This window comes from Brucella grignonensis, assembly GCF_002252505.1.
In the GTDB taxonomy this organism is placed as follows: Bacteria; Pseudomonadota; Alphaproteobacteria; order Rhizobiales; family Rhizobiaceae; genus Brucella; species Brucella grignonensis.
In genome coordinates, this window is the sequence record NZ_NNRL01000168.1 from 139,596 (window position 1) to 166,214 (window position 26,619).

The following is a 26,619-nucleotide window of genomic DNA, read 5'->3' on the forward strand; positions in this document are numbered from 1 at the left end:
GAGCGGAGGCCCAAAATGACAGCCACCAATTCCGCCCAAGCCATAAGCCCGGATTTGATGAACGATACAGTGCTTGATATCCACGACATCGCCAAGTCGTTCGGTCCGGTGATTGCGCTCAAGCGTATGAATTTGACTGTCCGTCGCGGGCGTGTTCATACGCTTCTCGGTGAAAATGGTGCTGGCAAATCAACGTTGATGAAAATCCTTGCAGGGGTTTTCAAGCCAACATCGGGCTCAATCACGCTCAAGGGAACATCATATGCGCCCAAGAACCCGCGCGATGCACGCTCTCACGGCATTTCGATTGTATTTCAGGAACTGAGCCTCTGCCGCAATCTCTCTGTTGCAGAAAACATTTTTGCAAATAATGAGCCAAGCCGGTTTGGTTTCATTCGCAACACGGAACTGAATGCAGAAGCCGACAGATTGATCGACGAACTCGGCCTGCCGATCGATGTACGCGCCAAGGTCGGCGATCTTTCAATTGCACAGCGGCAGCTCGTTGAAATCGCCAAGGGGCTGAGCCAACCCGCTGACGTCGTTATCCTTGATGAGCCAACGTCTTCCCTTTCAGACAGTGAAGCAGAAATCCTTTTCTCAATCATTGAGCGACTAAAGGCACGTGGCACAGCCGTCATCTACATTTCTCATCGCATGGAAGAAATCATGCGGCTCTCCGACGACATTACTGTCGTTCGTGACGGCGAGTATGTAACGACAACGGAAAAGAGTCAGACCAGTATCGACAAGCTGATTGCGCTGATGGTCGGACGCGAGATGAACGACATCTATCCGCCGCGCGAAGCTCCTCGTCCATCGGCAAACGTTCCGCCAATTCTCGCAACCAAGAATCTCAGTGTGCCCGGCAAATTTCACGATGTTTCCATCGATGTGAAACCGGGCGAAGTACTGGGATTATTCGGGCTCATCGGATCAGGTCGTTCGGATGTTATGAAGGCTTTATTCGGCATGCTCCAACCAACGGGCGAGATCATGCTGGACGAGAAGCCGATCAACTTGGCTTCACCAGCTGATGCGATCCGCAATGGCATCGCTTTTGTGACAGAAAACCGTAAGGAAGAAGGCCTGGTCCTGCCACACAGCGTAGAGCGCAACATCAACATGGTGGCGCTTGGCCAGCTCGCAGGCCCATTTGGCATGATGCGCTCATCTGCGGAACGCTCTAGCGCGAAAGCGGAAGTGCTGCGCCTTGCCATCAAGACCGCTTCACTTGATACCATTGCGGGCTCACTCAGCGGCGGCAATCAACAGAAAATCGTGCTTGCCAAATGGCTCCAGATGAAGCCACGCATACTGATCCTCGACGAGCCAACACGCGGCGTCGATGTCGGCGCGAAATTCGAAATCTATCGCATCATCCGTGAACTCGCCGCCAATGGCGCGGCAATCCTGATGGTTTCCTCCGAACTGCCGGAAGTGCTGGGTCTCAGTGACCGTGTGGTCGTCATGCATAACAAACATGTCGCCGCCGTTCTTGATGCCGATGGCCTCACGCCCGAAACCGTCATGAGCTACGCAGCAGGAATGCACAAATGAGCAACGCACCGAAGCAAAATCACGAAAAGCAGAATGCCTTTTCGGGTAAGATTATGCGACCAAATACAGAAATGGCTATCCAGAAAAGAGCCGCGGATGCCGAAGTCCGCCGCTCGTTGTTCTCCTCACCGATGATCCGCCAATATGGCGGTATTGTCGTTTCGCTAGCCGTGCTCTGCGTGGTCTTTGCTGTGTTGAATCCGCGCTTCCTCGCCTTCAACAATTTCATGAATATCATGCAGCAGGTGGCGGTGATCGCGGTTGCCGCTTATGGCATGACCTATGTGATCCTGCTCGGTGAAATTGATCTTTCCATCGGCTCCATTATTGCTGTTTCCGGCATGGTGGCGGCGCAAGCCTTTGCCATGGGCTTCGGTTTTGCGCCCACAGTCATATTCACGCTCGCAGCCGGTGCAATCATGGGCGGCCTGAATGGTGTCCTGTCAGCCAAGCTGATGTTGCCGTCTTTCATCGTAACCGTTGCGACTATGGGCATCTATCGCGGCATGGTAAGCCTGCCAACCAATGGCGCCCCCGAAATCATCGAGAATGATACATGGCTGGCCATAGGATCTGAAAGCTGGCTTGGTCTGCCGATTATCATCTGGATCGTCGGCGTGCTCTTCATCGTCAATTATGTCCTGTTATCCAAGACGGTATTCGGCCGCCGCATTTATCTGGCTGGCGGCAACAAGGAAGCCGCCATCTATTCCGGTATCCGCGTTGATCGCATCAAGATCATTGTTTTCATGCTCTCCGGTGTTATGGCGGCCATTAGCGGCATTCTTCTGTCATCACGTCTTTCTTCCGCACAGACCAATGCCGGTATGGGCTACGAACTCGATGCGATTGCAGCTGTTGTTCTTGGTGGCACGTCGCTTGCAGGCGGCGTTGGCACTATGGTGGGTACCATTCTCGGCGCGCTCATTATCGGCGTCATCAACAACGGCATGAACATGCTGTCCGTGCCCTATTTCTATCAGCTGATCGTCAAGGGTGTTGTCATTCTCGTTGCCGTCTGGCTCGATGTCCGCTCCAAGTCCGTCAGAACATAAGTAACGGTACATATAATGAAAAAGATCATCACCATCGGCGAGATCGTCGTTGAGATCATGGCCATGGAGACGGGTAACGGCTTCAAGACTGCCATTCCGCTGATCGGGCCTTTCGCATCCGGCGCACCTGCAATCTTTATCGATCAGGCCGCAAAGATGGGCCAGCCTTGCGGTATGGTCAGCGCTGTTGGCAAAGACGATTTCGGTGCTCTCAATATTGAGCGACTGCAAAAAGACGGTGTTGATGTGTCCGCCATCGGCATACATCCGACTGCAGCCACCGGCAGCGCCTTCGTGCGTTACCGCCCGGATGGCAATCGTGATTTCATCTTCAATATCAAGCACAGCGCTTGCGGTGCTATTGAACTAACGCCGGAAGCAGAGGCGTTGATCGAAACTGCCGATCATCTTCACATCATGGGTTCGGCGCTGTTTTCGGACGGCATCGTTACGGCGATCCATGAAGCGACAGTCCGCATCAAGGCCAAAGGCGGCACCGTTTCTTTTGATCCGAATATCCGAAAAGAAATGCTGGACCTGCCCGGCATGCGCGAAGCACTTGCCCATGCGCTCGAAAATACCGATCTGTTCATGCCAAGCGGTCCGGAAATTTTCCTCTTCACCAAAGCGACAGAGGAAAAGGCCGCGATAGAAGAATTGCTGGAGCGCGGCGTCAAAGCAATCGTCGTCAAGCGCGGAGCTGAGGGTGCAAGCTATTTCGACCATTCTGGCGAAGTGTCTTCCCCCGCATTCAAAGTCGAAGAAATCGATCCGACTGGCGCAGGCGACAGCTTCGGAGCAGCCTTCGTCACATGCTGGTTGCGTGATATGAAACCTGCGCAAGCGCTGCACATTGCCAATGCAACGGGTGCGCGGGCGGTCGGCGTAAAAGGTCCGATGGAAGGCACATCCACTATGGCTGAAATTGAATCTTTCATTGCAAATAACGGAGTTTCGTCATGAGCAGCACCCAGACCCTGAGCACCCTTCCCACCCGTTTTTCGAGCGGTGCACGCGGAGGCATCACCTCGATCTGCTCGGCGCATCCTCTGGTCATCGAAGCAGCACTCCTTGAAGGCATTGCTACCAATACCGACGTTCTGATTGAAGCCACCTGCAATCAGGTCAATCAGGATGGCGGCTATACCGGCATGACACCGGCTGATTTCCGCCGCTTTGTTGAGGACATTGCCGCTCGTCTTGGTTTTGATACCAAGCGCCTCATTCTGGGCGGCGATCATCTTGGCCCAAATCCATGGAAACATCTCTCCGCAGAAGAAGCCCTGGCGAAATCTGAGGTCATGATGGATGGCTTTGTGCGTGCAGGCTTCACCAAGATCCATCTCGATACCTCAATGGGCTGTGCCGGTGAGCCGGTTGCCCTGCCCGATGCAATCACCGCAGAGCGTGCGGCACGTCTTGCAAGAGTTGCAGAAAAAGCAGCCGCCGAATCCGGTTTCGATCTACCTGTTTATATTGTGGGCACCGAAGTTCCGATTCCCGGTGGCGCGATGGAAGAAATCGAAGAGCTGGAACTGACCACACCACAAGCGGCCCTTGAAACCGTTGCCATTCACCGCAAGGCTTTTGCAGCGCTTGGACTGGAAGATGCATTTGCGCGTGCCATTGGTGTGGTCGTGCAGCCGGGTGTGGAGTTTGGCAATGAGAATGTCGTCTATTACGATAGCGACAAGGCAACCGCACTGAGCAGCACGCTCAATGAAATGCCGCAATTTGTCTTTGAAGCCCATTCAACCGACTATCAGCCGGTGGAGGCTCTTTCAGCGCTAGTTCATGACGGCTTTGCCATTCTGAAAGTCGGACCGGGACTGACTTTCGCACTGCGTGAAGCGCTTTATGGCCTTGATCAGATTGCAGCCTTTCTCGACAAACTTCCGGAAGAAGAGACGGTTCGCGGCAAGCTTGAAAAGCTGCTTCTCAGCGAGCCTAAGAACTGGGAGAAATATTATCATGGCGATGCAGAAGAGCTGCGTCTTCAGCGCCATTTCTCCTATAGCGACCGCATCCGCTATTACTGGCCGCACCCAGAAGCAACCGCTGCTGTAAATTCGCTGTTGGAGCGTCTTGAAGGCCGCAAGATCCCGGAAACGCTAATCAGCCAGTATCTCGGCACGCTTTATCCAGCGGTCGCATCGGGCAAGGTTGAAGCAACTCCACATGCGCTGATGGTCGAAGCCGTCCGCAATGTCATCCGCATCTATGGCAAAGCTGTCGGGACACATTGAGGGTCTACACCGGTCAAGGAAAAGGCGGCCAAAAGGCCGCCTTTTTTATTTATGCATTCAGAGATGCGATATCGATAACGAACCGATAGCGCACATCGCTTTTGAGAACGCGCTCGTAAGCCTCATTGATATCCTGAATATTGATCTTCTCGATTTCCGAGACAATGTTGTGTTCGCCACAGAAATCCAGCATTTCCTGTGTCTCTTTGATCGAACCGATCATCGAGCCAGCAAGGCTCTTGCGGCCCGGAATGAGCGAGAACGCATGTACTGGCACCATATCTTCCGGCGCACCAACGACGACCATTGTGCCATTTACTTTGAGCAAACCAAGATAGGCGTTCCAGTCAATCGCTACACCCACCGTGCAAATGATCAGATCAAATGTTCCGGCAAGCGTCTCGAATGTTTTGCTGTCACTGGTAGCATAATACTCTTTTGCCCCAAGCTTCAGTCCGTCGTCCTTCTTTGAGAGCGATTGGCTAAGCACGGTGACATGTGCGCCCATGGCATTTGCCAGTTTCACACCCATATGACCAAGACCACCCATACCGATGATCGCAACCTTTTTGCCGGGGCCGGCCTGCCAATGACGCAATGGTGAGTAGAGCGTAATGCCAGCGCAAAGAAGAGGTGCTGAGGCATCAAGTGGCAGATTGTCAGGTATGGATAAAACATATCCTTCCCTGACGACGATCTGATCCGAATAGCCGCCTTGCGTTGGTGTTTTTCCGTCCGCATCGACACTGTTATAGGTCTGCACCAGACCCGGCAGATAGTGTTCGTTATCAAGATCGCGCGTGGCACAACCGACACAGGAATCGACAAAACAGCCAACACCAACCTTATCGCCGACTTTGAATTTGGTTACATCGGAACCAACAGCCGTTACGATCCCAACGATCTCATGTCCTGGTACAATCGGATAGACTGCATTTTTCCATTCGTTGCGAACCGTATGAATATCAGAGTGGCAAACGCCACAATATTGGATTGAAATCACCACATCGTCCGCATTGGGTTCGCGACGTTCAAACGTGAACGGAACCAACGGTTGATCCGCGTCAGTTGCGGCATAACCTCTTGCAATAGCCATAATGAACTCCAATCATTGCAATGAAACTGGGGAGAGAAGGTACGCTGCAATATGAACCAGTTTCTCAGAAGGAGGTAGACCGATCCTACAAGCTTCTTGCACGATCCTGCAAAAATTGGTGTATCCTCCTCGCAAGCTGAACTATCAGGCATACATAAGTCGCGGTTCAACCAGTTCCGAAATGAGGTTATATGAGATCACCGGCAGACGCATATAGCGAGCTTTCATCCCTTGCGGCTCGTTTCGTAAAAGAAGACGGTGAAGTGCGAACAGCTATAGGTGGGCTGTCGCTAAGCAGACGTTCGACACCAAGTATTCCGTGTCACGGTAGTTACAGACCGTGCCTTGCAATGGTTCTCCAGGGCGCAAAGTCGTTGCAGCTCGGGTCTGCAACAATCAACTATACCACGGGTGAGTATCTGGTGACATCGCTGGACTTACCCGTCACATGGCGCGTTTCTGAAGCAAGCCCTGAAGCCCCACATCTTTGCCTGTCGCTGGCAATTGATAACGAAAAGCTCGTTAATCTTCTTGGTCAGATGGATATTCGGCGTAGTTCGAATATGTCCGGGGTAAAAAGGGGCATAGCTGTAAATGCTGCCCCCGCGGAACTGCTCGATGCTACGATCCGGTTATTACGTCTTCTCGAGACACCCAGTGAAATCCCTATTATGGCGCCTCTTGTGGAACAAGAGATCCTGTATCGGTTACTGACTGGGTCGGATGGTGAGCGGCTTATCAATATCGCAACTGTCGATAGTCAGGCAAACAGGATCGTGCGTGCAATTGCCTGGCTTCGGCAGAACTTTGCCCTTCCACTCAGGATAGAACAACTTGCTGAATACGTGAACATGAGCGTTTCATCATTTCACCATCACTTCAAAGCAATCACCGCAATGACGCCGATACAATACCAAAAACAGCTAAGGCTTAATGAAGCGCGGAGATTGATGTTGGTCGAACGGCTCGATGCGGGCACGGCAGGGCATCGTGTAGGCTATCAGAGTCCTTCCCAATTTAGCCGCGAGTACAGTCGATTTTACGGCAACCCGCCGCTTCGTGATATTGAAGCAGCCTAAGACGGCTCAGCCCCATCAGTCCTCAGAACACAAACCAAAAGTATGAGACAGTTTTGGCAAAATTCGCATCGAGGCAAATGTTAGAGCGCTAATCGGATTCAATCAGATCGAAATGCACTCTATTAAGTTATCGTCATCATTTGCGGGGATGATAATTGACACCGAAGCACCTCCACCTGGCCGGTTTTGCAACTCGAGCTTTCCTCCATGTGCGACTGCAATAGCCTGAACAACCGAGAGACCCAGTCCTGTTCCACCTGTGGCGCGTGATCTGGACACTTCTCCGCGCCAAAATGGCTTCACTTCCACGTCACACATATCGTCGGGAAAGCCGGGACCGCGATCAAGAACACGGATAGCCAAGGCGCTATCGGCCAAATTGTCTATTTCGCAACGTAAACTCACCCCTTCTGCAGCATAGCGACAGGCATTTTCGAGAAGCGCCAGAACAGCCTGCCGAATGCGCTGCGAATCCACGAAAGCCACTATTGGTTGCAGTGCTGTTTCCACTTTGACTTTGTTTGTCTCAAACATAGGTTTCGCAGACAGTAGAACACTGTCAATCAACTCATCCAACTCAACTCGTTCGGGATACATGACGAGTTTCTGACCTATTGCGAGAGATAGAGTACGGAGGTCCTCGACAATTCGGGACAACCCTTCAGCTTGTAAAAGCAGATTGTCTAAAGCCTTCTTTTCCATCGGGAATACACCGTCGACCATGCCCTGCATCGTGCCTCGCAAAATTGTAAGCGGAGTACGCAGTTCATGCGCTACGGCCATATTATTAAACTGCAGTCTGTCTTCCATGTTTTGAAGGCTTGTAGCCAGTGCATTGAAGCTATCGATAAGGCTCGATACTTCGATGGTGCTTTTGTGGGAGCCCGTCATGCGAACGGAAAAGTCACCTGATTTCAATGCTTCTGCAACAACGGTCAATTGTTCCAGTGGTCGCGCAATTTTTCTGGCCAGATAGATCCCTATCGCACTACAGATCAGCGCTGAGAGAAGACCTGATACCAGAACCGAGATATAAAGGTTCCAATCCAGCGGTTCTGAAACCCCGTTGATATACTCGAACAGCTCCTTGAGCGCCGCTGTATCAGGAACCATACCTGCATTCATCTCTCGATAGGCACGTGCCGCATCTGTGGGAAGTTGCTTTAAGAACCCTTCTTCGAGATAAGACGAATACCAGTTGACACCAAGATAAGCCAAACCAACACTCAACAAAAGCATTGCTGCGATGATGATTGCGGTCAATGTGGCAAGTGAAAGAACCGGAAGCTTCATTTTGGATCACAAAAACGATAACCAATACCCCGGACAGCAGAGAAAAAACCAATCTGACCGAGCTCTTCAAGCTTCCTTCTCAGATTTGAAATATGCGTGTCCACGGTCCGAACCAGTGCATCACTTTCAGGCAGGCAGGCATCCAGAATATCAGCGCGTTCAAAAGCATGGGTGGGGCGACGGATCATGTAAGCAAGAATTCGAAATTCACTTAGGGTGAGTTGTAAAGTGACCCGTCTTTCATCCTGATACACAAAAGCCGAATAAGCCCTAAAGTCTACTTCAAAATTACCAAAGCGCCGGACGGTTTCGGATTGTGCGCCATTCGTTCTGCGGAGCACAGCCTTTACGCGCGCAACAACTTCCTGAGGGTTGAACGGCTTAACAATATAGTCGTCGGCTCCCAGACGCAAACCACTCAACCGATCCAGATCTTCAGCCAAAGCGGTTATCATAATCACAGGCGTATTTTCAGTCTGCCGCAAACGACCCAGCACCGCAAAACCGTCCAGTTTCGGGAGACCGACGTCCAGCAAAACGAGATCTGGCGAGAGGAGTGCATGATGTTGCAGTGCCGTTTCACCATCCGCAGCACGAACCGTCCGGTATCCTTCCCGTTCCAAGTAAGCGCTCAGAATTTGTGCGATTTCCGGCTCATCTTCCACGATTAGAACGAGGCTGTTTTCTACCATTGGCTCCGAACTTCTTTATTATATTTTGTTTAATCTTTGTCGTGTCGGCGAGACTTATGCCGTAGAAACAGCGAACGCGCAATTTCCAAACAACAGATAGACGGGACTGCTGTTGTATTTTGACAAGGCACAGATGTGCTCTCCACCATTTCTTGACAATCGGGGTTCAAATCGCGGCCATGTTAATTTTGCAAGGCTTTAGAAATGCGCAACCCTGCTCCCGGCCCCGGCGATGTTCCTTATCGGGCGCACCACATCAACAGCATATGGCTGTCCAGATGGACTACACCGGCTGTCAGCTTTCTATTGATATCAAGTTTAATTTTCATCATGTTCCCTACGTTTGATCTAGCGGTCACTCGCTTTTTTGCAAACGGGAACAGTTTTCCATGGTCGGAAAACCCGATACTTCTGGCTGTCCGGGACGCGAACCGTCGCGCCATGATTTATCTGCTCATTTTGATGATTGTGATGATCGTTCTTTATGCGGTTAAGCCGCAGAAGTTCAAGTTTTTCCAGCCTCATAAGGCGTTCTTTGTCATTTTAACTTTTCTTATCGGGCCATTTCTCATTGTACAGTTTCTTAAAAATTTTTTTGCCCGAGCACGACCACGTAGCCTTCATGAATTTGGGGGCTCTGCAGACTTTACACCTGTTTGGCAATACGCTGTTCAATGCAGCCGTAACTGCTCCTTTCCATCGGGCGAAGCGGCGACGGCCGCAGCAACACTTTCGGTGATCATCCTGATACCCGTAAAATGGCGTCCAATTGCAGTTGCCGTTATTACACCGATTTTGCTACTAGCGTCGTTCAATCGCGTGATATTTGGTGCCCATTTTCTATCGGATGTCGCTATCGCATGGGGACTCATGTGCTGCCTAATGATTTGGCTTTGGCGACGAATTTCCCAAAATGCTCAAAACATAGACTATCTGATTGAGAATCTGGGTCGCACAGCATCCAAGTAACAATACCCAGTCGGTCATTCAACCGACTGGGTTTACTCTCAAAATGTTTTCGAGAGCTTTTCAGCTAACGAATAAACCTTTGGAAAAGCTCTATCTATTGGCTTTGATGCAAGCCTTCATCCAAAGGCCAGCTCCCAGTTTTGCGAAGCGTGCTCCAGTTAGGCGGCGCGCGCAAATAGCCAAACACTCTCGCGTGGGATATCGACCCAAACCGGACCTTCAGGCAAAGCCTTGGGACCAAAGGCCTTGGCTGCAAAATCTCCGGCGCGCAAACGATATTCCCAACGATCACCGAGATACAAGCAAGCGTCGAGATGCATCTCCTTACGGTGCTGACCGGGGGCATTATGCACGGTAATCTGCTCGACCCGGATCACGGCCTTATCATCCTTTTCGTCGCTTTTCCCAACGATCACACCATCCAACTGCCAGTTGGATCCATGAATGCTGGCGGCTTCGCCTGTCCGGCGTATCTCACCATTGGCGATATTATTGGCCCCGAGAAAATCGGCCGCGTAAAAGCTTTTCGGCTTGGTGTAGATATCTTGTGGTGTTCCTTCCTGCACAATGGCACCGTTGCGCAACAGCAGGATGTTGTCGGATGCGGCAAGGGCTTCCGATTGGTCGTGGGTGACAAGAACGCCGCAAATCTCTAGATCAAGGATCAGTTTACGTATCCAGTAACGCGCCTCCTCACGCAGCTTCGCATCAAGGTTGGAAAGCGGTTCATCCATGAGAAGCACACGCGGTTCATAAACCAATGCACGGCAGATGGCGACGCGCTGTTGCTGTCCGCCTGAAAGCTGGTCTGGATAACGTTCGGCCAGATGACCGAGCCCGATCTTTTCCAGCGTTGCCTGCACGCGCTTGCCTGCTTCCACCTTGTTGACCCCGCGCAGTTTGAGGCCATAGGCGACATTTTCCATAACGGTACGATGAGGCCAGAGCGCGTAAGATTGAAACACAAGACCGATATTGCGGTTTTCCGGAGCAACAGTAAGACCTTTGCTGCCATCGAGCATCGGCTTGTCACCAATACTGATCAGGCCTTGCTCAGGCTGTTCAAGGCCCGCGATACAGCGCAGCAAAGTCGTTTTGCCGCTACCCGATGCGCCAAGCAGCGAGACAATGGAGCCGCGTTCAGCCGTGAAGGAGGCTCCTTGCAAAATATGCAAACCACCGAGATATTTGTGAACGTCACGTACAACGAGTTCAGTCATGGATTTTTGCTCCCAGACGAAGGGCGAGACCAAGGCCTGCGCCGGTAAGAACGATACTGACAAAGGCGAGTGCTGCAATCGTATCCATTGCACCCGACTGGATCATCGACACCATCAGAGAGCCGATAACTTCGGTTCCAGCGCTCATGAGATAGATGCCGGTTGCGTAGTCGCGTAAGAAGACGATCATGATCAGCGCCCATGCACCGACAAGTCCTGGACGCACGATAGGAATGACGACATCGCGCCAGGTCTGACCAATGGTTGCGCCGGTAGTACGCGCTGCTTCTTCCAGTTCCGGGCTTACCTGAATGAGCGTGCCCTGCAACAGACGAAGACCATAAGAAAGACCCACGATCAGATAAGCGATGAACAGGCTTATCAATGTCGTTCGCAGCGGTACGAGGAACGGGATGAACAGGAAGAGCCAGAAGAATGCAAGACCAATAATCAAGCTTGGCATGGAGCGTGGTAGCAGGACCATATAGTCAAGAACGGTATTGGAAACGTCACGATTACGATGACCGGCAAGCCCGACGACCAAATAGAACGCGACCGCTACGGCTCCGCCTACAACCGCCAGAATGACCGTATTAAGAACACCGCGATAAAGGCTTGGCACTTCAAAAAGAGCGTTGAAATGCTTTGTTGTGAGATGAGCAAACGGATTGACGCCCTGCCCCCATGCATCAACGAAAGCGCGCAGTATAATACCGCCAATTGGCAAGATAACCGACAGGAAGAGCCAGAAGCCGATAATAGAAAGCGCGATGATCTGCCCTGCTCGACCCAGGCGCATGACGGTTGTGCGCGAGCCTTTTCCACCGAGCGCCGCATATCGGCGACTATGGCGCAACAGGCGACGCTGATACCACACCAAAGGCAAGGTCAGGAGCACCAGCAACACAACCACGACGGCCATCAGCTGATAGGTTGGAACACCGAATAGCGTGGTAAGCTTATAGATATAGGTCGTCAAAACATTGATGCCGCTTGGATCTCCGAGGACCAGAGGTACACCAAACATCTCAAAACCGATCAGCAGGTTAAGTGCTGTTGCGAAGATCAGTGCAGGCAGGACCATCGGAACCGTAACATCCCAGCATACACGCCAGATGGGAGCGCCAGTGATACGCGCCGCTTCTTCCAGATCGGAAGGCAGGTTGCGCATTGCGGCCGATACATAAAGATAGACATGCGGAACATGCGCAAGACCGGTAACCAGAACAATGCCGCTCAGCGAGTAGATATTCCATGGTACGAAGCCGAAGATGTCGCGTACAAAGATCGACACAAATCCGGATGGCCCGATAGCAACCGTATATCCAAACGCAAGAACCAGTGCTGAAATGAACATCGGAACCAGTACAATGACTTCCAGCGCCTTGCGAAACCGGACATCAGTACGGGTAAGCAGGAAGGAGAGCGCTGCGCCAAGAGGAACTGCGATCAGCACCATGCCGACAGCCATGATGACCGTGTTCCACAATGCATCATAAAACATTGGATCAACGAGGATGTATTCATAGGCGCTCAGCCCCAATTGCGCGTTCGCACTAAAAAACGGGGCATCAAGAAAGCTTTGATAAATGATCAGGCAAATAGGTGTGAGTACGCAGAGTGTCAGCAACCCGATCACAAGACGTCTCAACAGGAGCGCTTCGCCCGGTGCGCGAGGTGTCCTCAGGCGTACTTGGCGGGGCACTTCGTGGGTCAGTTTTTGGGTATAAGTATCCGCCGGCATGGATTGTAACCTCCGGGAAACAAGCGATTTACAAGAATGGAACGACCTGAGGGCTATATCTCTCCGAGAACGGGCCAGGCATCACTATCTTCACAGGGGAAAAGACTTTGATGCACTGGCCCCATACCGGGAGGAGCCGTCTAAGCCAACAGGGCTTAGATAATTATCAACCCTTCAGCGCTGCACGCCATTCATTGAGGAATTTCAGTCGCTTCATGGGATCCATGAACTGAAGAAGAGTTTCATCAAGTGCAATTGGCTTGAGGTTGCCACCGACCAGCTCATTGAGCGTGTCGATATTATAACCTTCTGTTGCATCCTTACGCAGTGCAGGCATTCCCTTGGAAGCAAGGGCTGTTTGACCTTCCTGAGAAAGCAGAAAATCAATAAACAGCTTTCCAGCGTTCGGATGCGGTGCATCTTTCAGCACACCCGTAACTCGTGAGAAGGCAGGCGTATAATCCTTGCCGAAGGCAACACCAAGATTTGGTGCACTCTTCACCCAATCCAGAGCGTATGAACCGATCAGATTGTAAGCAAGAACATTCTCCCCCGAAACCACAGTTTCACGCATTGAGCCGGTCGATGAGTAAGATTTTCCCTTGGCGGCGCCGAGTGCTTTGGTCAGATCCCAAAAATTTTTGGTATTATCCAGATCGTTGGTCTGAATAAGGAAGCCGACACCTGACTTCTCGGGATCAAACGTCGCGATACGACCGCTGTAATCGCCGCTGGAAATGAAATTGATCAGATCTTCACGTGTTTGTGGAACCTTGTCCTCGGGCAGAACTGTTTTATTATAGATCATGCCGATGGGCTCGATCGATGTCGCATAAACGATATCTTTATAGACGGCCCAGCTCGGCAGTGACGAACTCTCAGCTGATTTATACGTTTCCAGATATCCATCGACTGCGAGTTTCACGCCCTGATCCATCGCCGAAGTCCAGAACACGTCGCCACCCACTTGCTTCGCGGCGGCTTCCGAAATCACACGATTATAAACGCCGTTTGTACCAATATCGTTGTAATCGACGCGGATACCAGGATACTTTTTTGCAAATGCATCAAGCGCTGCCTGTGCCTGTGCCTGATCGGTCGCCGAATAAATAGTGACTGAACCCTCTTTACGAGCCGCTTCTACAAGATCCTCGCTTGCCGCCAGCGCTGGCATGGCTATAGCCAAAGTTGCAGCGCTTGAAATCAGGGCATAAGAAAAAGAATGCTTCACTTCCGTAGTCCTCCCAAATTGATTTCTAATCTCAAGGAAGGACACGCTACGCGACTTGTTAAGTTTTAGACTTAAATACAAGCACTTTGCATTTCGATTTTACTGGACAAAGCAATAGTATTTCCGCTTCATATGAAGCAGACTAAAGTTTTCAGAAAATCGATATCCTCCCAAGGATATAGGAAAACTCTTCGCTCCCACGAAAAATTCGCCATAATACATAGATTGATTGCCTAAACTGTCAGCAACCTGTCAAAACCAGACAGGATTTTGTTGCGAGTGATAATTTTTCGTGCAATTTATAAATTATGCGCATCCTATTGGTCGAAGACACGCGGGATGTCGGGGAGGCAATCAATCAACGGTTGGAGCGAGTGGGACACTCGGTTGATTGGGAGACAGACGGGTTAGCCGCGGCTGAAATTCTCGACTTTACCGATTATGATCTAATCATTCTTGACGTCATGCTGCCCGGGCTTGGCGGCTTTGACATATTGCGTCGTGTACGGGCCGCGAAAAAAGTCGTCCCGGTTCTGGTGCTAACAGCGCGCTCAGAGATCGAGGATCGGGTAAGCGCTCTCGATCTTGGCGCAGACGACTATCTGGTCAAGCCCTTTGATTTTCGTGAACTGGAAGCACGCGTGCGTGTTTTGCTGCGGCGCAACAGTGGTGAAACGACCAATATCATTGCTTGTGGCAATTTACAGCTCGATAGACAAAGCCGCAACGTGCGCATAGGCAATCGCGAGGTTCAGCTGAAACGACGCGAAATTGCCATTCTGGAGGTTTTCGCTACCCGCCCGGGCCGACTGTTCAGCAAAGATGAACTGATGGATACTCTGTTCGGTTTTGACGAGGGCGTCAATCACAATGCGGTCGAGCTTTACATCTCCAGAATACGCAAGAAAATTGAAGGCTCGGGCGTATCGATTATCACTCAGCGCGGTATTGGCTATCAACTGGTGATCGATGAGAACGCGTGAACCATCGCTCTTTTCGCGCCTTGTAATTCGTGTCGGCATGGTTCTGCTCATCGGAGCGAGCATCCTGATCACAGCAGCATGGTATTATGGTCAGACCGCCGCGAATAAAACCTATGATCAGCTGTTGCGAGGAGCCGCCCTTCAGATCGCCGACGGCATTACCCAGACGGATGGCAAGTTGATCGTCAACCTGCCGCCTTCTGCTTTTGAACTTCTTGGCTTTGCCGAAAGAGATCGCATTTTCTATCGCATCGTTGGTCCCGATGGGATGGTCGTCAGCGGTTATCCTGATCTCAATATCGACGACGACCTTATTGCTGCACGTCGCGATCCGAAACTGGAAACCCAAAGATATCGCGGTGCGGAAGTTCGCATTATTACCGTCTCTCGCGCACTTGCCGATCAAGCACAAAGTGGGTGGGTCTATGTTGTTCTGGCCCAAACCACCGAGGCGCGGCGGACGCTTGCTGGCGAGGTGACGCAAGGTGCCATGCTCATTGTTGGCATCATGATTTTACTTGGGCTTGGCGGGACATTTCTGGCTGTGCGCTATGCACTTAAACCTGTAACAAGCCTCGCCCATGCGCTGCGACTGCGTAATCCGGAAGATTTGACCCCAATGCAGACACCTGCGCCGCAAGAATTGCTGCCATTTGTGGGCGCGATCAATCATTTCATGACACGATTGGACCAACGGGTTGTGCGCCTTCAGCAATTCATTGCCGATGCCGCACACCAGATACGCACACCCTTGACTGCTCTTTCCGCTCAAGTCGATATGCTCGACGAAGATCGGATGAGCCAGGCGGACCGGGAACGTACTCAACGTATTAAAACGCGTACGGGCGAACTGGCACAATTAACCAATCAATTGCTCAGCCACGCCATGGTCATTCACCGTTCGGGCATCATCAAGCTTGAGAAAGTCAATCTCGTTGAAGTGGCCCGCATGGCGTTCAATCACACAATTCCCCTGACGATTGATCCGGACATGGTCATTTCTTTTGAGGCGGGGCGGCCCAGTTTGATTGTCAACGGCGACGCGGTGAGCTTGCGGGAAGCTATTGCCAACATCATCAGCAATGCGCTGCGCCATGGAGCAATCTCACGTCTTGATGTGCGCGTCATGCAATTTGAGCAGCGTATTTGTGTTGAAGTCGAAGACGACGGGCCCGGCATTCCGCCTGAGAAATGGGATCAGATGTCGCGCCGTTTTAATGCCGCTTCTTCCAAAGCCGCCGCCGCATCAGGCCTTGGTTTCGCCATAGCCGCAGAAGTTGCGCTCGCACATGATGGTTTGATCCGCTTCCGGGAAAAAGGGGCAACAGGCTTTACTGTGATACTCGATTTGCCATGCGCATCGGAGAATGCATCTTGAAAATCTATCTTCTAGCCGCTTTTTTCACAATCATAACAATGGGTATGGCACACGCTCAATCAGATGAAGGTACAACGACACACTTCCCTGCATTGAGCGAAGAGACCGGTCGGCTTGTGATCAAAGGAGCTGCGGATACCTCGGCCTTAAAACCCTTGGTGCGGGATTTTCAGGAAGTTGAGCCACATATCGCTGTCGATTACACTGATTTTGTCACAAATGACCTCTACCGTGAGGCTGATATAGCTTGCCGCGAAGGCAAGAATTTCGGCGATCTTCTGATGTCATCTTCTGTGGATCAGATGGTGAAACTGGCCAATGACGGATGTGCTGTACCGCATGTCTCTGCTCAAACGCGGGCAATAGAGAACCATGCCAATAACTGGCGCGACGAGGTCTATGGCTTCACCTTTGAACCATCTGTCATTGTATATCACAGTGATTATGTCTTGCCGCAGGATGTTCCTCATACGCGTGGTGAACTCGCCGATCTTCTGCGGCGCAAACAGGAATACTTTAGAAGACATGTCGCTACCTATGACTTGCGCCAATCCGGGGTTGGCTATCTTCTTGCCTTCCTTGACGCTGAACAAAACTCTACCGCTTATGGACGGTTGTTGGAGAGTATGAGCCGTGTCGATACTCAGCTTCGCTGTTGCAACAACTCGATCCTGGCCGACATTGAAGATCAAAAAATATATATAGGATACAATATCATAGGATCTTACGCCTATGCAGCGAGCCTGCGCAACCCAAAGCTGAAAATCGTGCTGCCCCGCGATTACACACTTGTTTTGAGCCGCGCTACACTAATTCCTCAAAAAGCAAAACATCCCGATCTCGCAGCGCGTTTTATCGACTATCTTCTGTCTGAACGCGGGCGGCGCGTTGCAAGAGAAAAGGCATTCTTCTTCTCGCGAGATGGAACTCTTCCGGCAGGGGTTGATGGCCCACCATCGCTTATTGAAAGCGGTGTCGGCCGCCCTGTTCGTATTGGCCCAGCCCTGCTTGCTACACAGGATGAAGCCCAACGCAAACGATTCATTGACGACTGGACTGATGTAATGGCTTCAAAAGACAATCATACAGCCAAGTGATCACCATACAAATTTGAATTGCGTTTGCGTCTTTGTGGGTAAACTATCTGATGTTACCGAGAGCAACTCATTTGCTTTATTCTTGCAGTGAAAAATAACCTCAGCCGGATTGTTGTGCTTACAGTTTCAGCAAAAGAGAATGATCAAACCGAGATCGTGTCCTCTAATGGCATGAAGGCTTCTGCCAAATAGTCGAGCAGAATTCGCAAAATCGGCCTGACGCTCCGCGATGACGGATATTCCGCATAAACTGGACAAAGCATCGGTTGTAAATCCGGTAGGAGGCGCAATAACTGTCCGGAATAAATATCATCGACAACAAACCGATGCGGAAGCAACCCTATCCCCAGACCATGACGTGCTGCGGTATGGATAGTCATCAGGCAATCGGTCACCATACGTGGGGTGTGCTGAAAGCGCCTCGTTTTATTCTTCGCGTCCAAGAACACCCATTCATTCCGTAAATGCATCGCAGCTCCACTTCGGTCCATAATGGGGAAACCAAATGCCAGGCTTGGATAAGCCTTAAGTTCCTGCATATTCTTTGGAATTTTACCTCGCTCGAAAAGTGTCGGGCTGGCAACAAGACATTGAGAATGACTTCCTAGATAACGCCTCGAAAGGGTTGCATTGTCGTGTGGCTCCAGGCTTTCACGAATGGCAAGATCATAAGCTTCACCAACCAGATCGACGTGCCGATTTAAACACTTCAGATGGATTTCAATTTTTGGGTGCCGTAACATGAACACCGCAATCAATTCACTCAATTGATAGTTAAGCAACCCAACCGGACAGACCATGCGGATTATTCCGTGAGGCTCTTCGCGAATTTGCTCGATAAACTCCTGCGCAGCGTCCGCGTCTTCCAGCACGATCAAGCAACGACGATAATATTCGGCGCCAACTTCCGTTACAGAAAACTGACGACTTGTTCGATAAATCAATGTTGTGCCAAGGCGCTCTTCCAAAAGAGAAATTCTACGGCTCAGAGTGGATTTCTGCACACCCACTCTCCGCGCAGCCGCAGCAAAGCCGCCGCTGGATACAACTTGAACATAATAGAAGAGATCGTTCAAATCCTGCATCGTTGCATTAATAAAACGATATGTTCTAATATTCAATCTTCACCCAACACCATCCTAATGATAGTATCTAAGTCGTTAGATCTAATGCGTAATTCTACGTGTTCTATTGACGCTCGGTAGTGCACACGCCTTCAAAACAGCACCTTTTCTCTATTGTATCCGCGTTTTAGCGCGGAGCGTAAGCAGTGTTGACTTCAAAGGAGGACGCAATGACAAGCGAACCGATACGTGATCCCGTAAAAGATCGACTACTCACTCCTAAGAATTCCGCCTTCATTATCATTGACTACCAGCCGGTTCAGGTGAATTCGATCGCCTCAATGGACCGACAACTTCTCATCAACAATATCGTTGGCGCGAGCAAGGCGGCGCGGGTTTATGATCTCCCGATTGTTCATTCGACCGTGAACGTCAAGACAGGCCTCAACAAGCCGCCTATCCCGCAGGTCCGCAAGGCCTTGGAAGGCATTCCAACCTACGACCGTACATCGATCAATTCATGGGAAGATGTCGAGTTTCGCAAGGCGGTCGAACAAACCGGGCGCAAAAAGCTGATCATGACTGCGCTCTGGACTGAAGCATGTCTGACCTTTCCAGCGATTGATGCCCTTGCCGAAGGCTATGAGGTCTATGTGGTTGCGGATGCGGTCGGTGGCACCTCATTGGCTGCGCATGATGCAGCACTTCGACGGATAGAGCAGGCCGGAGGCAAGATGATCAGCGTCCCGCAATTGTTCTGCGAACTGCAGCGAGATTGGCAACGCAAGGAAACTGTTCCCCAATTCATGAACCTCTTCATCGAGACCGGCGGCACAGCTGGCATTCAGTTTGCCTACGACAAGGCTGAATAGTCTATCCTTAAGGAGCCGGCCTCTGGACCGGCTCCTCCTATTTTTGGCCATTGAAAGGATCAGGACATGAGCGAACTGTTTCTCGTCGTTAGCCTTAAAGCAAAAATGGGCAAGGAAAACGCGCTACGCCACGACCTGAAAGTGGTTACTGAAGAATCCCGCAAAGAGGACGGTAGCATCAGTTATGATCTTTTTGTCGACCAAAACGATCCCGGACGGTTCCTCTTTTTGTCGAACGCTGGGCTTCCAGGAAACAGCGTGACAAGCACCACAATGAAGGTCCTCATATTCAATTTTTCCAAGAGAATGGCGCAAAGAACGTCGAGCTCACAGAGTTCGCTTACTTCCTAAACCGGGTCGAGTGACCAAACATTAAACACTGAACGGACAAACAGGGAAGGTTAGGACCAATGACAATAGCAAATTTCAACGGACAGCGCCCTATCATCGATCCCGATGACTCCGCCATGCTGCTGATTGACCACCAAAGTGGGCTTTTTCAAACCGTAGCAGATATGCCATTTACAGTTCTGCGAAACCACGCGACTGCCCTCGCAAAAATGGCGACGCTGGCGAAGATTCCTGTGGTAACGACAGCATCTGTTCCACAAGGCCCGAACGGCCCGCTTATTCCGGAAATCCACGAAAATGCACCGCACGCCAAATACGTGGCTCGAAAGGGTGAGATTAATCGGCGCTCATTGGTGGCGTAGCACTATGGAACACCGATCTGATTGAACCAGGATCAGAAATCAGTCTGGGCATTTTTACTCTATCCAGCTGAGCAATCTAGGATATCTTAATTCACAGACGCCGCCTGAGCGCGGCGTCACCTATATTTGTGAACTAGTACCAGAGATCACGCGAACGGCAGGTAAAATGGTAAGAATCATAGGCATTTCCGGAAGCCTTCGGGCCGGCTCTTACAACACTCATTTGTTGCAACTCGCAGCAAGCCTCATGCCAGAAGGCTCGCAGATGGTGGTGGAAACGCTGCATGGTATTCCGCTTTACGATGCGGATCTCGAAGCGAGCGAAGGTTTGCCACCTCGTGTCACAGAACTGAAGGAAGCCGTTGCCAGTGCCGACGGCCTGCTTCTGGCAACACCGGAATACAACAACTCTATTCCCGGCGTTTTCAAGAACGGCATCGACTGGCTGTCTCGTCCGGCCAACGATATCGCTCGTGTTTTCGGCGGCAAGCCGGTTGCTCTTTTTGGAGCGTCACCGGGAGGCTTCGGCACAGTGCTGAGCCAGAATGCGTGGCTCCCGGTTTTGCGTACTTTGCGCACTGAACCATGGTTTGCAGGACGCCTGCTGGTTTCACACGCGGGTAATGTGTTCGACAATCAGGGAAAGCTGACGGACGAGGCTCTTATCACGCAACTAAAGACATTCCTTGCAGGGTTTGTGACTTTCATCGAGACACAGCAAACGAAAACAGTATAGTCAGATTGTCGGGTCTTCGCCCGGCGGTACCGTCATCACATCTGCCCATTCCGGGTGCCTGCGATATTGCGCCCGGACATAGGGACAGAGTGGTATGATTTTCATTCCGTTCTGGCGTGCATCTTCAATCATGAAGGTTACAAGCGCCGCAGCCGATCCCGTACCTTTCATGCTGTCCGACGCCCCTGTGTGGTCGGCGCTGATCAGACTGTTGCCGCGCTTGGTGAAGGTGATTTCAGTTTCACCATCAATTCCGTCGATGCGGGCCACATAACGTCCGTTGCGGGCGTCTTTGTCTTCTCTCCCCATCCTCATATCGACCATTTCAGTCTCCTCCCACTCTCTGATCTTCCAGAGCGGTTCCCGTTCTAACAGAATGGGCGGAACCGCTCTAACTGTTTGACTTATTACACTCTCGGCAAAACCGTTTCGCACTTTTGCTGGGAGTGCTCTATCCTGCACGCTGCAATTGGAGAGCATTCTCCATATCTGCCCGATTGACCATCGCGCCGAACAGCGGCGTTCCGGTATCAAATGAACGGCTGAAAGGCAGCGCTCCTGCATCGACAGGATCGAATCCGATACGGTCGATAAAGACGGCGACTTCCCGGCGTGCATCTGCATCGTTTCCGGCAATTGCCATCGCACGACGCTCCGGATCGCCTGCCGGGCGAGCTTCCTCATCTATTTCGTGATAGCCCATATGATTAAAGCTCCGCACCAGCCGCGCATGTGCCAAGAATTCCTGCACAATCTCGCTGCTCGAGCGCTCGCCTTCAAACTCGGCAATTGTTCCGTCTGTTGGTGCCCAGTAGTTCATGGCATCAACAACGATCTTATCGGCCAACAGTTCCGGTGAAAGGCTGCGATATTTAGACAGCGGCAATGCAAGCACGACAATGTCGGCAGCTGCAATCACGTTTTCCGCCGTCTCAGCTTTTGCACCCGGCACCATGATTTCCAGCACAAGGGCGATGTCTTCCGGCGCTTTGGAAGTTGCCAGCCGCACCTCATAGCCCGCCGCAATTGCGCGACGAGCTATGGCGGTGCCGACACGGCCCGCACCCAATATGCCGATAGTTTTGACCTGAGATATTGGCATATTCAGTTTGCTCCTGTTTATTTTCCAGAACCCAGTTCCGCATCAACGAGCGGCTTCACCTTGGTGCCCAGCAATTCTATCGACCGCAGGAATGCCTTGTGTGGCATCTGTCCGACGTCCATCTGAAAGAACTGTCGTGTATGACCAATGTGCTTGTGCAACTCGACGATACGTTCGGCGATTTCCTCCGGACTACCCGCAAAGAGTGCACCCGCGCCACTTGCTTCCTTGTCGTAGTGCGAGCGTGGCGGCGGCGCGAAGCCCCGGATCTTGCCGAGCTGTTCCATGACCGCATGCCAATGGGTCCAGAAGAATTCCTTGGCTTCCTTTGCATCCTCGCCGATGAAACCCGGGCTTGCGACCGAGACCTTCACCTTTTCCGGGGCAATTTCCGCTTGGGCGGCCGCGCGCCGGTAAAGATCAGCCAGCGGTGCAAACCGCGATGCCTGACCGCCGATAATAGCGTAGGAAATCGGCAGGCCAAGCAGGCCCGCACGAACTGACGAGTGCGGATTACCCCCGGTGGCAAGCCAGACCGGCAGCGATCCGCTATCCGGACGCGGCACAACAAGTGCATCGTTTAGCGCGGGACGAAATTTACCCTGCCAGGTGACCTTTTCGCTTTCGTTGATCTTCAAAAGCAGATCAAGTTTTTCAGCATAAAGTTCGTCATAATCGTTGAGATCATGTCCGAAAAGCGGAAAAGATTCCGTTGAAGACCCTCTGCCGGCCGTAATTTCGGCGCGTCCGTTCGACAACGCGTCCACCGAGGCAAACTGCTGATAAACCCGCACCGGGTCGTCCGTGCTCAGCACTGTGACGGCGCTGCCAAGTTTAATGTTGTTTGTCGTCGATGCCGCAGCACCCAGAATGACGGTCGCAGCCGAAGCTGGCATCTCACGTGTATGATGCTCGCCGATACCAAAATAATCGAGACCCACCTCATCAGCGAGCTGGATCGCCTCGAGCAGGTTGCGCGTTGCATCTGCCGTAGAGCCGAGTTCGCCAGTGACGGTATTCTTCTGCACGTCCCCGAAACTATATACGCCCAATTCCATGTTATTCTCTCCTTAAGGCCTATGCCGACAATCTTAGCCAGCAGTATATGTTAGTAACTGAGTATAATATCGGTACTGCTCGTTGCCATACAAGAAGGCACATTTTGGGAACCCGGTATCCTGAAAGTGCCTGCGATATAGACCCACTCGACGGGCATATGATCTTGTAAATCAGAGAACACTATCGCCGCTGGCGATATAGACTATGGGACTGCCAGTCGTTTATCTTGGCTTTTGAGATTGCAACCGGAGACGACGCGTTCATGATCAAGGGTATAGCGCTGCTATTGTTGTTTCAGCTGCTTGGCGAAAGCATCATCTTCTTGAGCGGACTTCCCATACCAGGCCCCGTTGTGGGGCTCGTGCTTCTGTTTGTTGCCATGCAACTGTGCAAGATATTCGACTGGGGTATCTTTGCCGAAGCAGAAACAGCGGCTGATGGTTTTCTCGGTAATCTCGGCCTGCTTTTTGTCCCGGCGGGTGTCGGAGTGGTCGCTATGTGGAGCCAGATTCAGGGGCAAGCCACAGCAATTCTGGCTATCGTGGTGATCTCGGCAATTCTCACATTGGCGGTGACGGTCTGGACTTTCATTCTTGTGCAACGCTTCATGAGGCGGAGGTAGCTTTATGAAACATCCGCTGGAACTATGGGTGTACCTTTCAGCATCACCATTGCTGTGGCTCACTCTCACATTATGCGCATGGATCGTTGCGACGCATATTTCCGTTCGACTGAAGCGCCATCCATTGGCCAATCCTGTACTGATTTCCATCGTGCTGCTTTCCAGCCTGCTCGTGATTTTCGATGTTCCCTATGGAACGTTCTTTGAGGGCGCTCAGTTTATCCACTTCCTGCTTGGTCCAGCCACTGTCGCCATCGCGGTGCCTCTATTCCGCCAATGGCATCAGGTGCGGCAAGCGCTCATCCCAATGGGAGCAGCGCTGGTCGTCGGTTCGTTCTTTGCCGTTCTTTCCATTGTCGTGATGGGCAAATGGGCTAATCTCTCCAATGAAGTGCTGATTTCTTTTCTACCAAAATCCGCAACTGCGGGGGTTGCCATGGCGATCTCTTCCACACTTGGCGGCACACCGTCGCTAACCGCAGTATTGGTTATACTCACCGGCATTATCGGTGCGCTTGTCGTCACCCCTTTCATGAATGCCATGCGGATAAAAGACTACGCTGCGCGTGGATTTGCGGTGGGGCTGACATCGCACGGCATCGGAACCGCACGTGCCTTTGATGTCGATGAAACGGCTGGGCTCTTCGCCGGAATTGCCATGGCCCTGAACGCTATTGCAACATCACTTGTTGTTCCGTTGCTCGTCAAACTGCTCTTTTGACGAGTTCACCGAGCCAACGAAAGGCGGTCAAGAAAATGACCGCCTTTTCACTCTTTACGAAGACTACTCGAAATCCTTATCGGTATAGAGTCGGGTTTTCTTGACTGCCTCAATGTTCTGCGCGCCACCCAGCATCATGTTGATGGTCAGCTCCTTGTTCAATTGCTGAACAACGGAATTCACACCTTCAGCACCGCCCAGGTTGAGCCCGTAGAGGATCGGGCGCCCGACAGCGACAATATCGGCACCGCTGGCAAGCGCTTTGAACACATGCGAGCCTCGGCGAACACCACTGTCAAATACGATCGGCACACGCTTGTTGACGACCTTGGCGATGGACGGCAACACCTCGAAGGATGCCGGACCGCTATCCAACTGGCGACCGCCATGATTGGATACCCATATGGCATCCGCCCCTGCCTTGATAACCGTGTCGGCATCATCAGGAGACTGAATGCCCTTCACGATGACGGGCAGATTGGTCAGATCCTTCACGTATTTGATATCCGTCGGTGTAAAAGCCTGCTTGGCCTGAGCGTAAATTTCACTGATGCCCGCGCCCTTGCCGGTCTTAGAACCGTCGTCTTTCTGCTTGGCAAACAGTTCCAGATTGGCGAAGCCCAGCGGGAACTGGAAGCTGTTCTTGATATCATCTTCACGATAGCCGCCAACCGGCGAGTCGACCGTCAGAATAATGGCCTTCGCACCACTATCTTTGGCGCGTTTCAGCGTGAACTCGTTAAATGCGTTGTTCTTGCTCATATAGAGCTGGAAGAAGAACGGGTTGTCGCCTGAGACCTCGGCCACTTCTTCAATTGTCTTATTGCCATAGGTGCTAAGTGAGAAGATGGAACCAGCCTTGGCCATGCCTTTTGCTGTCGCAATCTCACCGTCCTGATGCGCCAGTCCTTGCGCGGCCATTGGGGCCTGAATGACAGGCGTTTTCAGCTTGAGGCCAAGAAAACTGGTCGACAAGTCAATGTTCGACAGTTCGATGCCCTGCATGACGCGTGGCATGATATATTTCTTGTCAAACGCAGATGTATTCGAGCGGAGGTTCTGCTCATTTTCGGCACCACCGCGGATATAACCGAAGGCACCTTTTTCCATATTGTTCTGAACCTGAGCTTCAAGGTCGTTCAGGTTGACGATTTTAATCGGGCCTTCCGCAGTGCTGGCCTTATAATCACTGGCGTGAGCAACCCCAAGGGAGAATGCCAGCACAACCGCACTCAGCGATGCGGCATATTTTCTACCGTGTAGACTGATCATGATACTATCTCCTGAGGCATCTCGTGGCCGGATGTAATCCTTGGTGGCCACGCGGATGCCCAAAAATGCTTTGCTTGACCCATACAGCCAAGTTGAAAACAACCGTTCCGGTTTACTGCTTGATTGCCTCAGCCTGAATTTCAAGCTTGACCATCTTGGCCATGCCTTCCTTTACAAGGAAGTCCACACCCCACTGGGTACGATCAATGGTTGCTTCAAAATCGCCACCACAGACTTCTGCTTTGAAGATCGGGCTCTGGTAGCAACCGAACTTGGTGGCCGTCAGCTTGATTGGCTGTGTCTTTCCTTTCATGGTCAGATTGCCATCCACCGATACCAGCTTGTTTTCGACAAAGTTCCACTTGGTCGACTTGAACTCAATGGTCGGGAATTTTTCCGCATCCAGCATATCAGCGCTTTTCACGTGCTTGTCGAATGCGACCATGCCTGTATTCAGCGTCTTTACGGGAATTGAAATATCCATCTTCCCATCCATGGTTTCAGGATCGAACGAGATATCGCCGTTGATTTCGTAGAAGCCACCACTGTTTGTCGATGTATTGAAGTGATCAATATAGAAAACAGCTTTTGTGTGTGTTGGGTCCAGTTTGTAATCCGCCGCCTGGGCAGCTGAGACTGACAGCAACGAGGCTAAGAGTGGTAGTATGAACTTTCTCATGTCGATTTCCTTGTCGAGATGTGAATTAAAAGCGAGAAGCAGGTCGCCCCAATTCTTCGACAGTTTGTCAGAGGGGCATCGCTTCGATGTTCACAAAGTAACCCTGCAGTCTTGTGTCGGGTAGATCGGATTTCGG

General features: G+C 51.5%; 26 protein-coding genes and 1 pseudogene. 15 read left to right on the top strand and 12 right to left on the bottom strand.

Translation table 11 applies throughout. The features are described from left to right. Positions 1-15 precede the first annotated feature (15 nt). From CEV33_RS22155 to CEV33_RS22170, 4 genes are all read left to right on the top strand, one after another. Positions 16-1,560, top strand: coding sequence for a sugar ABC transporter ATP-binding protein (locus tag CEV33_RS22155; protein ID WP_094542519.1), 1,545 nt, complete (start codon positions 16-18; stop codon positions 1,558-1,560). 131 nt (positions 1,561-1,691) lie between these two features. Continuing rightward, positions 1,692-2,615 (top strand): ABC transporter permease, encoded by a 924-nt coding sequence (locus CEV33_RS22160; RefSeq protein ID WP_094542605.1) that lies wholly within the window; start codon positions 1,692-1,694, stop codon positions 2,613-2,615. 15 nt (positions 2,616-2,630) lie between these two features. Continuing rightward, positions 2,631-3,578, top strand: coding sequence for a tagatose kinase (locus CEV33_RS22165; protein WP_094542520.1), 948 nt, complete (start codon positions 2,631-2,633; stop codon positions 3,576-3,578). Next, positions 3,575-4,861 carry a D-tagatose-bisphosphate aldolase, class II, non-catalytic subunit gene (locus CEV33_RS22170; RefSeq protein ID WP_094542521.1) on the top strand — a complete coding sequence of 429 codons (1,287 nt, stop codon included), beginning with the start codon at positions 3,575-3,577 and terminating at the stop codon, positions 4,859-4,861. The genes CEV33_RS22165 and CEV33_RS22170 overlap by 4 nt, the downstream gene beginning before the upstream one ends. Positions 4,862-4,910: 49 nt before the next feature. Here CEV33_RS22170 and CEV33_RS22175 read toward each other — a convergent pair whose 3' ends face one another. After that, positions 4,911-5,957 (bottom strand): NAD(P)-dependent alcohol dehydrogenase, encoded by a 1,047-nt coding sequence (locus CEV33_RS22175; protein ID WP_094542522.1) that lies wholly within the window; start codon positions 5,955-5,957, stop codon positions 4,911-4,913. 191 nt (positions 5,958-6,148) lie between these two features. Between CEV33_RS22175 and CEV33_RS22180 the strand changes: the two genes are divergently transcribed. Then, entirely contained in the window at positions 6,149-7,036 is an 888-nt protein-coding gene (locus CEV33_RS22180; protein ID WP_094542523.1) for an AraC family transcriptional regulator, read from the top strand. Between the two features lie 102 nt (positions 7,037-7,138). Here CEV33_RS22180 and CEV33_RS22185 read toward each other — a convergent pair whose 3' ends face one another. Both CEV33_RS22185 and CEV33_RS22190 read right to left on the bottom strand, forming a co-directional pair. Then, the gene (locus CEV33_RS22185; protein WP_094542524.1) at positions 7,139-8,329 is read right to left on the bottom strand and encodes an ATP-binding protein; all 1,191 of its coding nucleotides are present in this window, start codon (positions 8,327-8,329) and stop codon (positions 7,139-7,141) included. Continuing rightward, positions 8,326-9,021, bottom strand: coding sequence for a response regulator (locus CEV33_RS22190; RefSeq protein WP_094542525.1), 696 nt, complete (start codon positions 9,019-9,021; stop codon positions 8,326-8,328). The genes CEV33_RS22185 and CEV33_RS22190 overlap by 4 nt, the downstream gene beginning before the upstream one ends. A gap of 204 nt (positions 9,022-9,225) precedes the next feature. Between CEV33_RS22190 and CEV33_RS22195 the strand changes: the two genes are divergently transcribed. After that, positions 9,226-9,990 carry a phosphatase PAP2 family protein gene (locus tag CEV33_RS22195; protein WP_094542526.1) on the top strand — a complete coding sequence of 255 codons (765 nt, stop codon included), beginning with the start codon at positions 9,226-9,228 and terminating at the stop codon, positions 9,988-9,990. Positions 9,991-10,148: 158 nt separating this feature from the next. On the opposite strand, the gene CEV33_RS22200 is transcribed toward CEV33_RS22195, so the two are convergent. The 3 genes from CEV33_RS22200 to CEV33_RS22210 form a co-directional block, all read right to left on the bottom strand. Further along, complete coding sequence (locus CEV33_RS22200; protein WP_094542527.1) at positions 10,149-11,210, bottom strand: ABC transporter ATP-binding protein; 1,062 nt, start codon at positions 11,208-11,210, stop codon at positions 10,149-10,151. Next, a complete protein-coding gene (locus CEV33_RS22205; protein WP_235818498.1) occupies positions 11,203-12,954 on the bottom strand; it encodes an ABC transporter permease in 1,752 nt (583 codons plus the stop codon). The genes CEV33_RS22200 and CEV33_RS22205 overlap by 8 nt, the downstream gene beginning before the upstream one ends. A 166-nt stretch (positions 12,955-13,120) precedes the next feature. Further along, a complete protein-coding gene (locus CEV33_RS22210) occupies positions 13,121-14,185 on the bottom strand; it encodes an ABC transporter substrate-binding protein (RefSeq protein ID WP_235818499.1) in 1,065 nt (354 codons plus the stop codon). A 308-nt stretch (positions 14,186-14,493) separates the two neighbouring features. Between CEV33_RS22210 and CEV33_RS22215 the strand changes: the two genes are divergently transcribed. From CEV33_RS22215 to CEV33_RS22225, 3 genes are read left to right on the top strand one after another with little or no spacing between them, the layout of a single operon-like run. Then, the gene (locus CEV33_RS22215) at positions 14,494-15,168 is read left to right on the top strand and encodes a response regulator transcription factor (RefSeq protein WP_094542528.1); all 675 of its coding nucleotides are present in this window, start codon (positions 14,494-14,496) and stop codon (positions 15,166-15,168) included. Next, on the top strand, positions 15,155-16,546 hold the full coding sequence (locus tag CEV33_RS22220) for a sensor histidine kinase (RefSeq protein WP_094542529.1): 1,392 nt from the start codon (positions 15,155-15,157) through the stop codon (positions 16,544-16,546). Before CEV33_RS22215 ends, CEV33_RS22220 begins: the two co-directional genes overlap by 14 nt. Beyond that, positions 16,543-17,643, top strand: coding sequence for an ABC transporter substrate-binding protein (locus CEV33_RS22225; protein WP_235818500.1), 1,101 nt, complete (start codon positions 16,543-16,545; stop codon positions 17,641-17,643). The genes CEV33_RS22220 and CEV33_RS22225 overlap by 4 nt, the downstream gene beginning before the upstream one ends. Before the next feature lie 143 nt (positions 17,644-17,786). Here CEV33_RS22225 and CEV33_RS22230 read toward each other — a convergent pair whose 3' ends face one another. Then, a complete protein-coding gene (locus tag CEV33_RS22230; RefSeq protein ID WP_141211616.1) occupies positions 17,787-18,764 on the bottom strand; it encodes a LysR substrate-binding domain-containing protein in 978 nt (325 codons plus the stop codon). A gap of 173 nt (positions 18,765-18,937) precedes the next feature. Between CEV33_RS22230 and CEV33_RS22235 the strand changes: the two genes are divergently transcribed. The 4 genes and pseudogenes from CEV33_RS22235 to CEV33_RS22250 all read left to right on the top strand — a co-directional run bounded on the left by CEV33_RS22235 (position 18,938) and on the right by CEV33_RS22250 (position 21,028). After that, complete coding sequence (locus CEV33_RS22235) at positions 18,938-19,579, top strand: hydrolase (RefSeq protein ID WP_094542531.1); 642 nt, start codon at positions 18,938-18,940, stop codon at positions 19,577-19,579. A gap of 66 nt (positions 19,580-19,645) precedes the next feature. Further along, on the top strand, positions 19,646-19,930 hold the full coding sequence (locus tag CEV33_RS22240; RefSeq protein ID WP_208620247.1) for a putative quinol monooxygenase: 285 nt from the start codon (positions 19,646-19,648) through the stop codon (positions 19,928-19,930). A gap of 59 nt (positions 19,931-19,989) precedes the next feature. Next, a pseudogene (locus CEV33_RS22245) lies at positions 19,990-20,271 on the top strand (hydrolase); the annotation flags it as partial. A gap of 187 nt (positions 20,272-20,458) precedes the next feature. After that, positions 20,459-21,028, top strand: a complete 570-nt coding sequence (locus tag CEV33_RS22250) for an NADPH-dependent FMN reductase (RefSeq protein ID WP_094542532.1) — start codon at positions 20,459-20,461, stop codon at positions 21,026-21,028. Here the strand turns inward: CEV33_RS22250 and CEV33_RS22255 are convergent, their stop codons facing one another. From CEV33_RS22255 to CEV33_RS22265, 3 genes are all read right to left on the bottom strand, one after another. Continuing rightward, positions 21,029-21,352 (bottom strand): GNAT family N-acetyltransferase, encoded by a 324-nt coding sequence (locus CEV33_RS22255; RefSeq protein WP_094542533.1) that lies wholly within the window; start codon positions 21,350-21,352, stop codon positions 21,029-21,031. Between the two features lie 127 nt (positions 21,353-21,479). Next, a complete protein-coding gene (locus CEV33_RS22260; protein WP_094542534.1) occupies positions 21,480-22,130 on the bottom strand; it encodes an NADPH-dependent F420 reductase in 651 nt (216 codons plus the stop codon). A gap of 17 nt (positions 22,131-22,147) precedes the next feature. Then, positions 22,148-23,188 (bottom strand): LLM class flavin-dependent oxidoreductase, encoded by a 1,041-nt coding sequence (locus CEV33_RS22265; protein WP_094542535.1) that lies wholly within the window; start codon positions 23,186-23,188, stop codon positions 22,148-22,150. 263 nt (positions 23,189-23,451) lie between these two features. Here CEV33_RS22265 and CEV33_RS22270 point away from each other — a divergent pair, with 263 nt between their 5' ends. Both CEV33_RS22270 and CEV33_RS22275 read left to right on the top strand, forming a co-directional pair. Continuing rightward, positions 23,452-23,811, top strand: a complete 360-nt coding sequence (locus CEV33_RS22270) for a CidA/LrgA family protein (protein ID WP_094542536.1) — start codon at positions 23,452-23,454, stop codon at positions 23,809-23,811. A 4-nt stretch (positions 23,812-23,815) separates the two neighbouring features. Continuing rightward, positions 23,816-24,532 carry an LrgB family protein gene (locus CEV33_RS22275; RefSeq protein WP_094542537.1) on the top strand — a complete coding sequence of 239 codons (717 nt, stop codon included), beginning with the start codon at positions 23,816-23,818 and terminating at the stop codon, positions 24,530-24,532. A 63-nt stretch (positions 24,533-24,595) separates the two neighbouring features. On the opposite strand, the gene CEV33_RS22280 is transcribed toward CEV33_RS22275, so the two are convergent. Further along, the gene (locus tag CEV33_RS22280; RefSeq protein WP_094542538.1) at positions 24,596-25,804 is read right to left on the bottom strand and encodes a lactate oxidase; all 1,209 of its coding nucleotides are present in this window, start codon (positions 25,802-25,804) and stop codon (positions 24,596-24,598) included. 112 nt (positions 25,805-25,916) lie between these two features. Then, positions 25,917-26,483, bottom strand: coding sequence for a YceI family protein (locus CEV33_RS22285; RefSeq protein ID WP_094542539.1), 567 nt, complete (start codon positions 26,481-26,483; stop codon positions 25,917-25,919). Between the last annotated feature and the right edge of the window lie 136 nt (positions 26,484-26,619).

What these genes read in the sequence shown, in the direction of transcription:
- CEV33_RS22155 (WP_094542519.1), top strand. Translation starts at nt 16, where the DNA reads ATGACAGCCACCAATTCCGCCCAAGCCATAAGCCCGGATTTGATGAAC.
- CEV33_RS22160 (WP_094542605.1), top strand. Translation starts at nt 1,692, where the DNA reads ATGATCCGCCAATATGGCGGTATTGTCGTTTCGCTAGCCGTGCTCTGC.
- CEV33_RS22165 (WP_094542520.1), top strand. Translation starts at nt 2,631, where the DNA reads ATGAAAAAGATCATCACCATCGGCGAGATCGTCGTTGAGATCATGGCC.
- CEV33_RS22170 (WP_094542521.1), top strand. Translation starts at nt 3,575, where the DNA reads ATGAGCAGCACCCAGACCCTGAGCACCCTTCCCACCCGTTTTTCGAGC.
- CEV33_RS22175 (WP_094542522.1), bottom strand. Translation starts at nt 5,957, where the DNA reads ATGGCTATTGCAAGAGGTTATGCCGCAACTGACGCGGATCAACCGTTG.
- CEV33_RS22180 (WP_094542523.1), top strand. Translation starts at nt 6,149, where the DNA reads ATGAGATCACCGGCAGACGCATATAGCGAGCTTTCATCCCTTGCGGCT.
- CEV33_RS22185 (WP_094542524.1), bottom strand. Translation starts at nt 8,329, where the DNA reads ATGAAGCTTCCGGTTCTTTCACTTGCCACATTGACCGCAATCATCATC.
- CEV33_RS22190 (WP_094542525.1), bottom strand. Translation starts at nt 9,021, where the DNA reads ATGGTAGAAAACAGCCTCGTTCTAATCGTGGAAGATGAGCCGGAAATC.
- CEV33_RS22195 (WP_094542526.1), top strand. Translation starts at nt 9,226, where the DNA reads ATGCGCAACCCTGCTCCCGGCCCCGGCGATGTTCCTTATCGGGCGCAC.
- CEV33_RS22200 (WP_094542527.1), bottom strand. Translation starts at nt 11,210, where the DNA reads ATGACTGAACTCGTTGTACGTGACGTTCACAAATATCTCGGTGGTTTG.
- CEV33_RS22205 (WP_235818498.1), bottom strand. Translation starts at nt 12,954, where the DNA reads ATGCCGGCGGATACTTATACCCAAAAACTGACCCACGAAGTGCCCCGC.
- CEV33_RS22215 (WP_094542528.1), top strand. Translation starts at nt 14,494, where the DNA reads ATGCGCATCCTATTGGTCGAAGACACGCGGGATGTCGGGGAGGCAATC.
- CEV33_RS22220 (WP_094542529.1), top strand. Translation starts at nt 15,155, where the DNA reads ATGAGAACGCGTGAACCATCGCTCTTTTCGCGCCTTGTAATTCGTGTC.
- CEV33_RS22235 (WP_094542531.1), top strand. Translation starts at nt 18,938, where the DNA reads ATGACAAGCGAACCGATACGTGATCCCGTAAAAGATCGACTACTCACT.
- CEV33_RS22240 (WP_208620247.1), top strand. Translation starts at nt 19,646, where the DNA reads ATGAGCGAACTGTTTCTCGTCGTTAGCCTTAAAGCAAAAATGGGCAAG.
- CEV33_RS22250 (WP_094542532.1), top strand. Translation starts at nt 20,459, where the DNA reads ATGGTAAGAATCATAGGCATTTCCGGAAGCCTTCGGGCCGGCTCTTAC.
- CEV33_RS22255 (WP_094542533.1), bottom strand. Translation starts at nt 21,352, where the DNA reads ATGGTCGATATGAGGATGGGGAGAGAAGACAAAGACGCCCGCAACGGA.
- CEV33_RS22260 (WP_094542534.1), bottom strand. Translation starts at nt 22,130, where the DNA reads ATGCCAATATCTCAGGTCAAAACTATCGGCATATTGGGTGCGGGCCGT.
- CEV33_RS22265 (WP_094542535.1), bottom strand. Translation starts at nt 23,188, where the DNA reads ATGGAATTGGGCGTATATAGTTTCGGGGACGTGCAGAAGAATACCGTC.
- CEV33_RS22270 (WP_094542536.1), top strand. Translation starts at nt 23,452, where the DNA reads ATGATCAAGGGTATAGCGCTGCTATTGTTGTTTCAGCTGCTTGGCGAA.
- CEV33_RS22275 (WP_094542537.1), top strand. Translation starts at nt 23,816, where the DNA reads ATGAAACATCCGCTGGAACTATGGGTGTACCTTTCAGCATCACCATTG.
- CEV33_RS22280 (WP_094542538.1), bottom strand. Translation starts at nt 25,804, where the DNA reads ATGATCAGTCTACACGGTAGAAAATATGCCGCATCGCTGAGTGCGGTT.
- CEV33_RS22285 (WP_094542539.1), bottom strand. Translation starts at nt 26,483, where the DNA reads ATGAGAAAGTTCATACTACCACTCTTAGCCTCGTTGCTGTCAGTCTCA.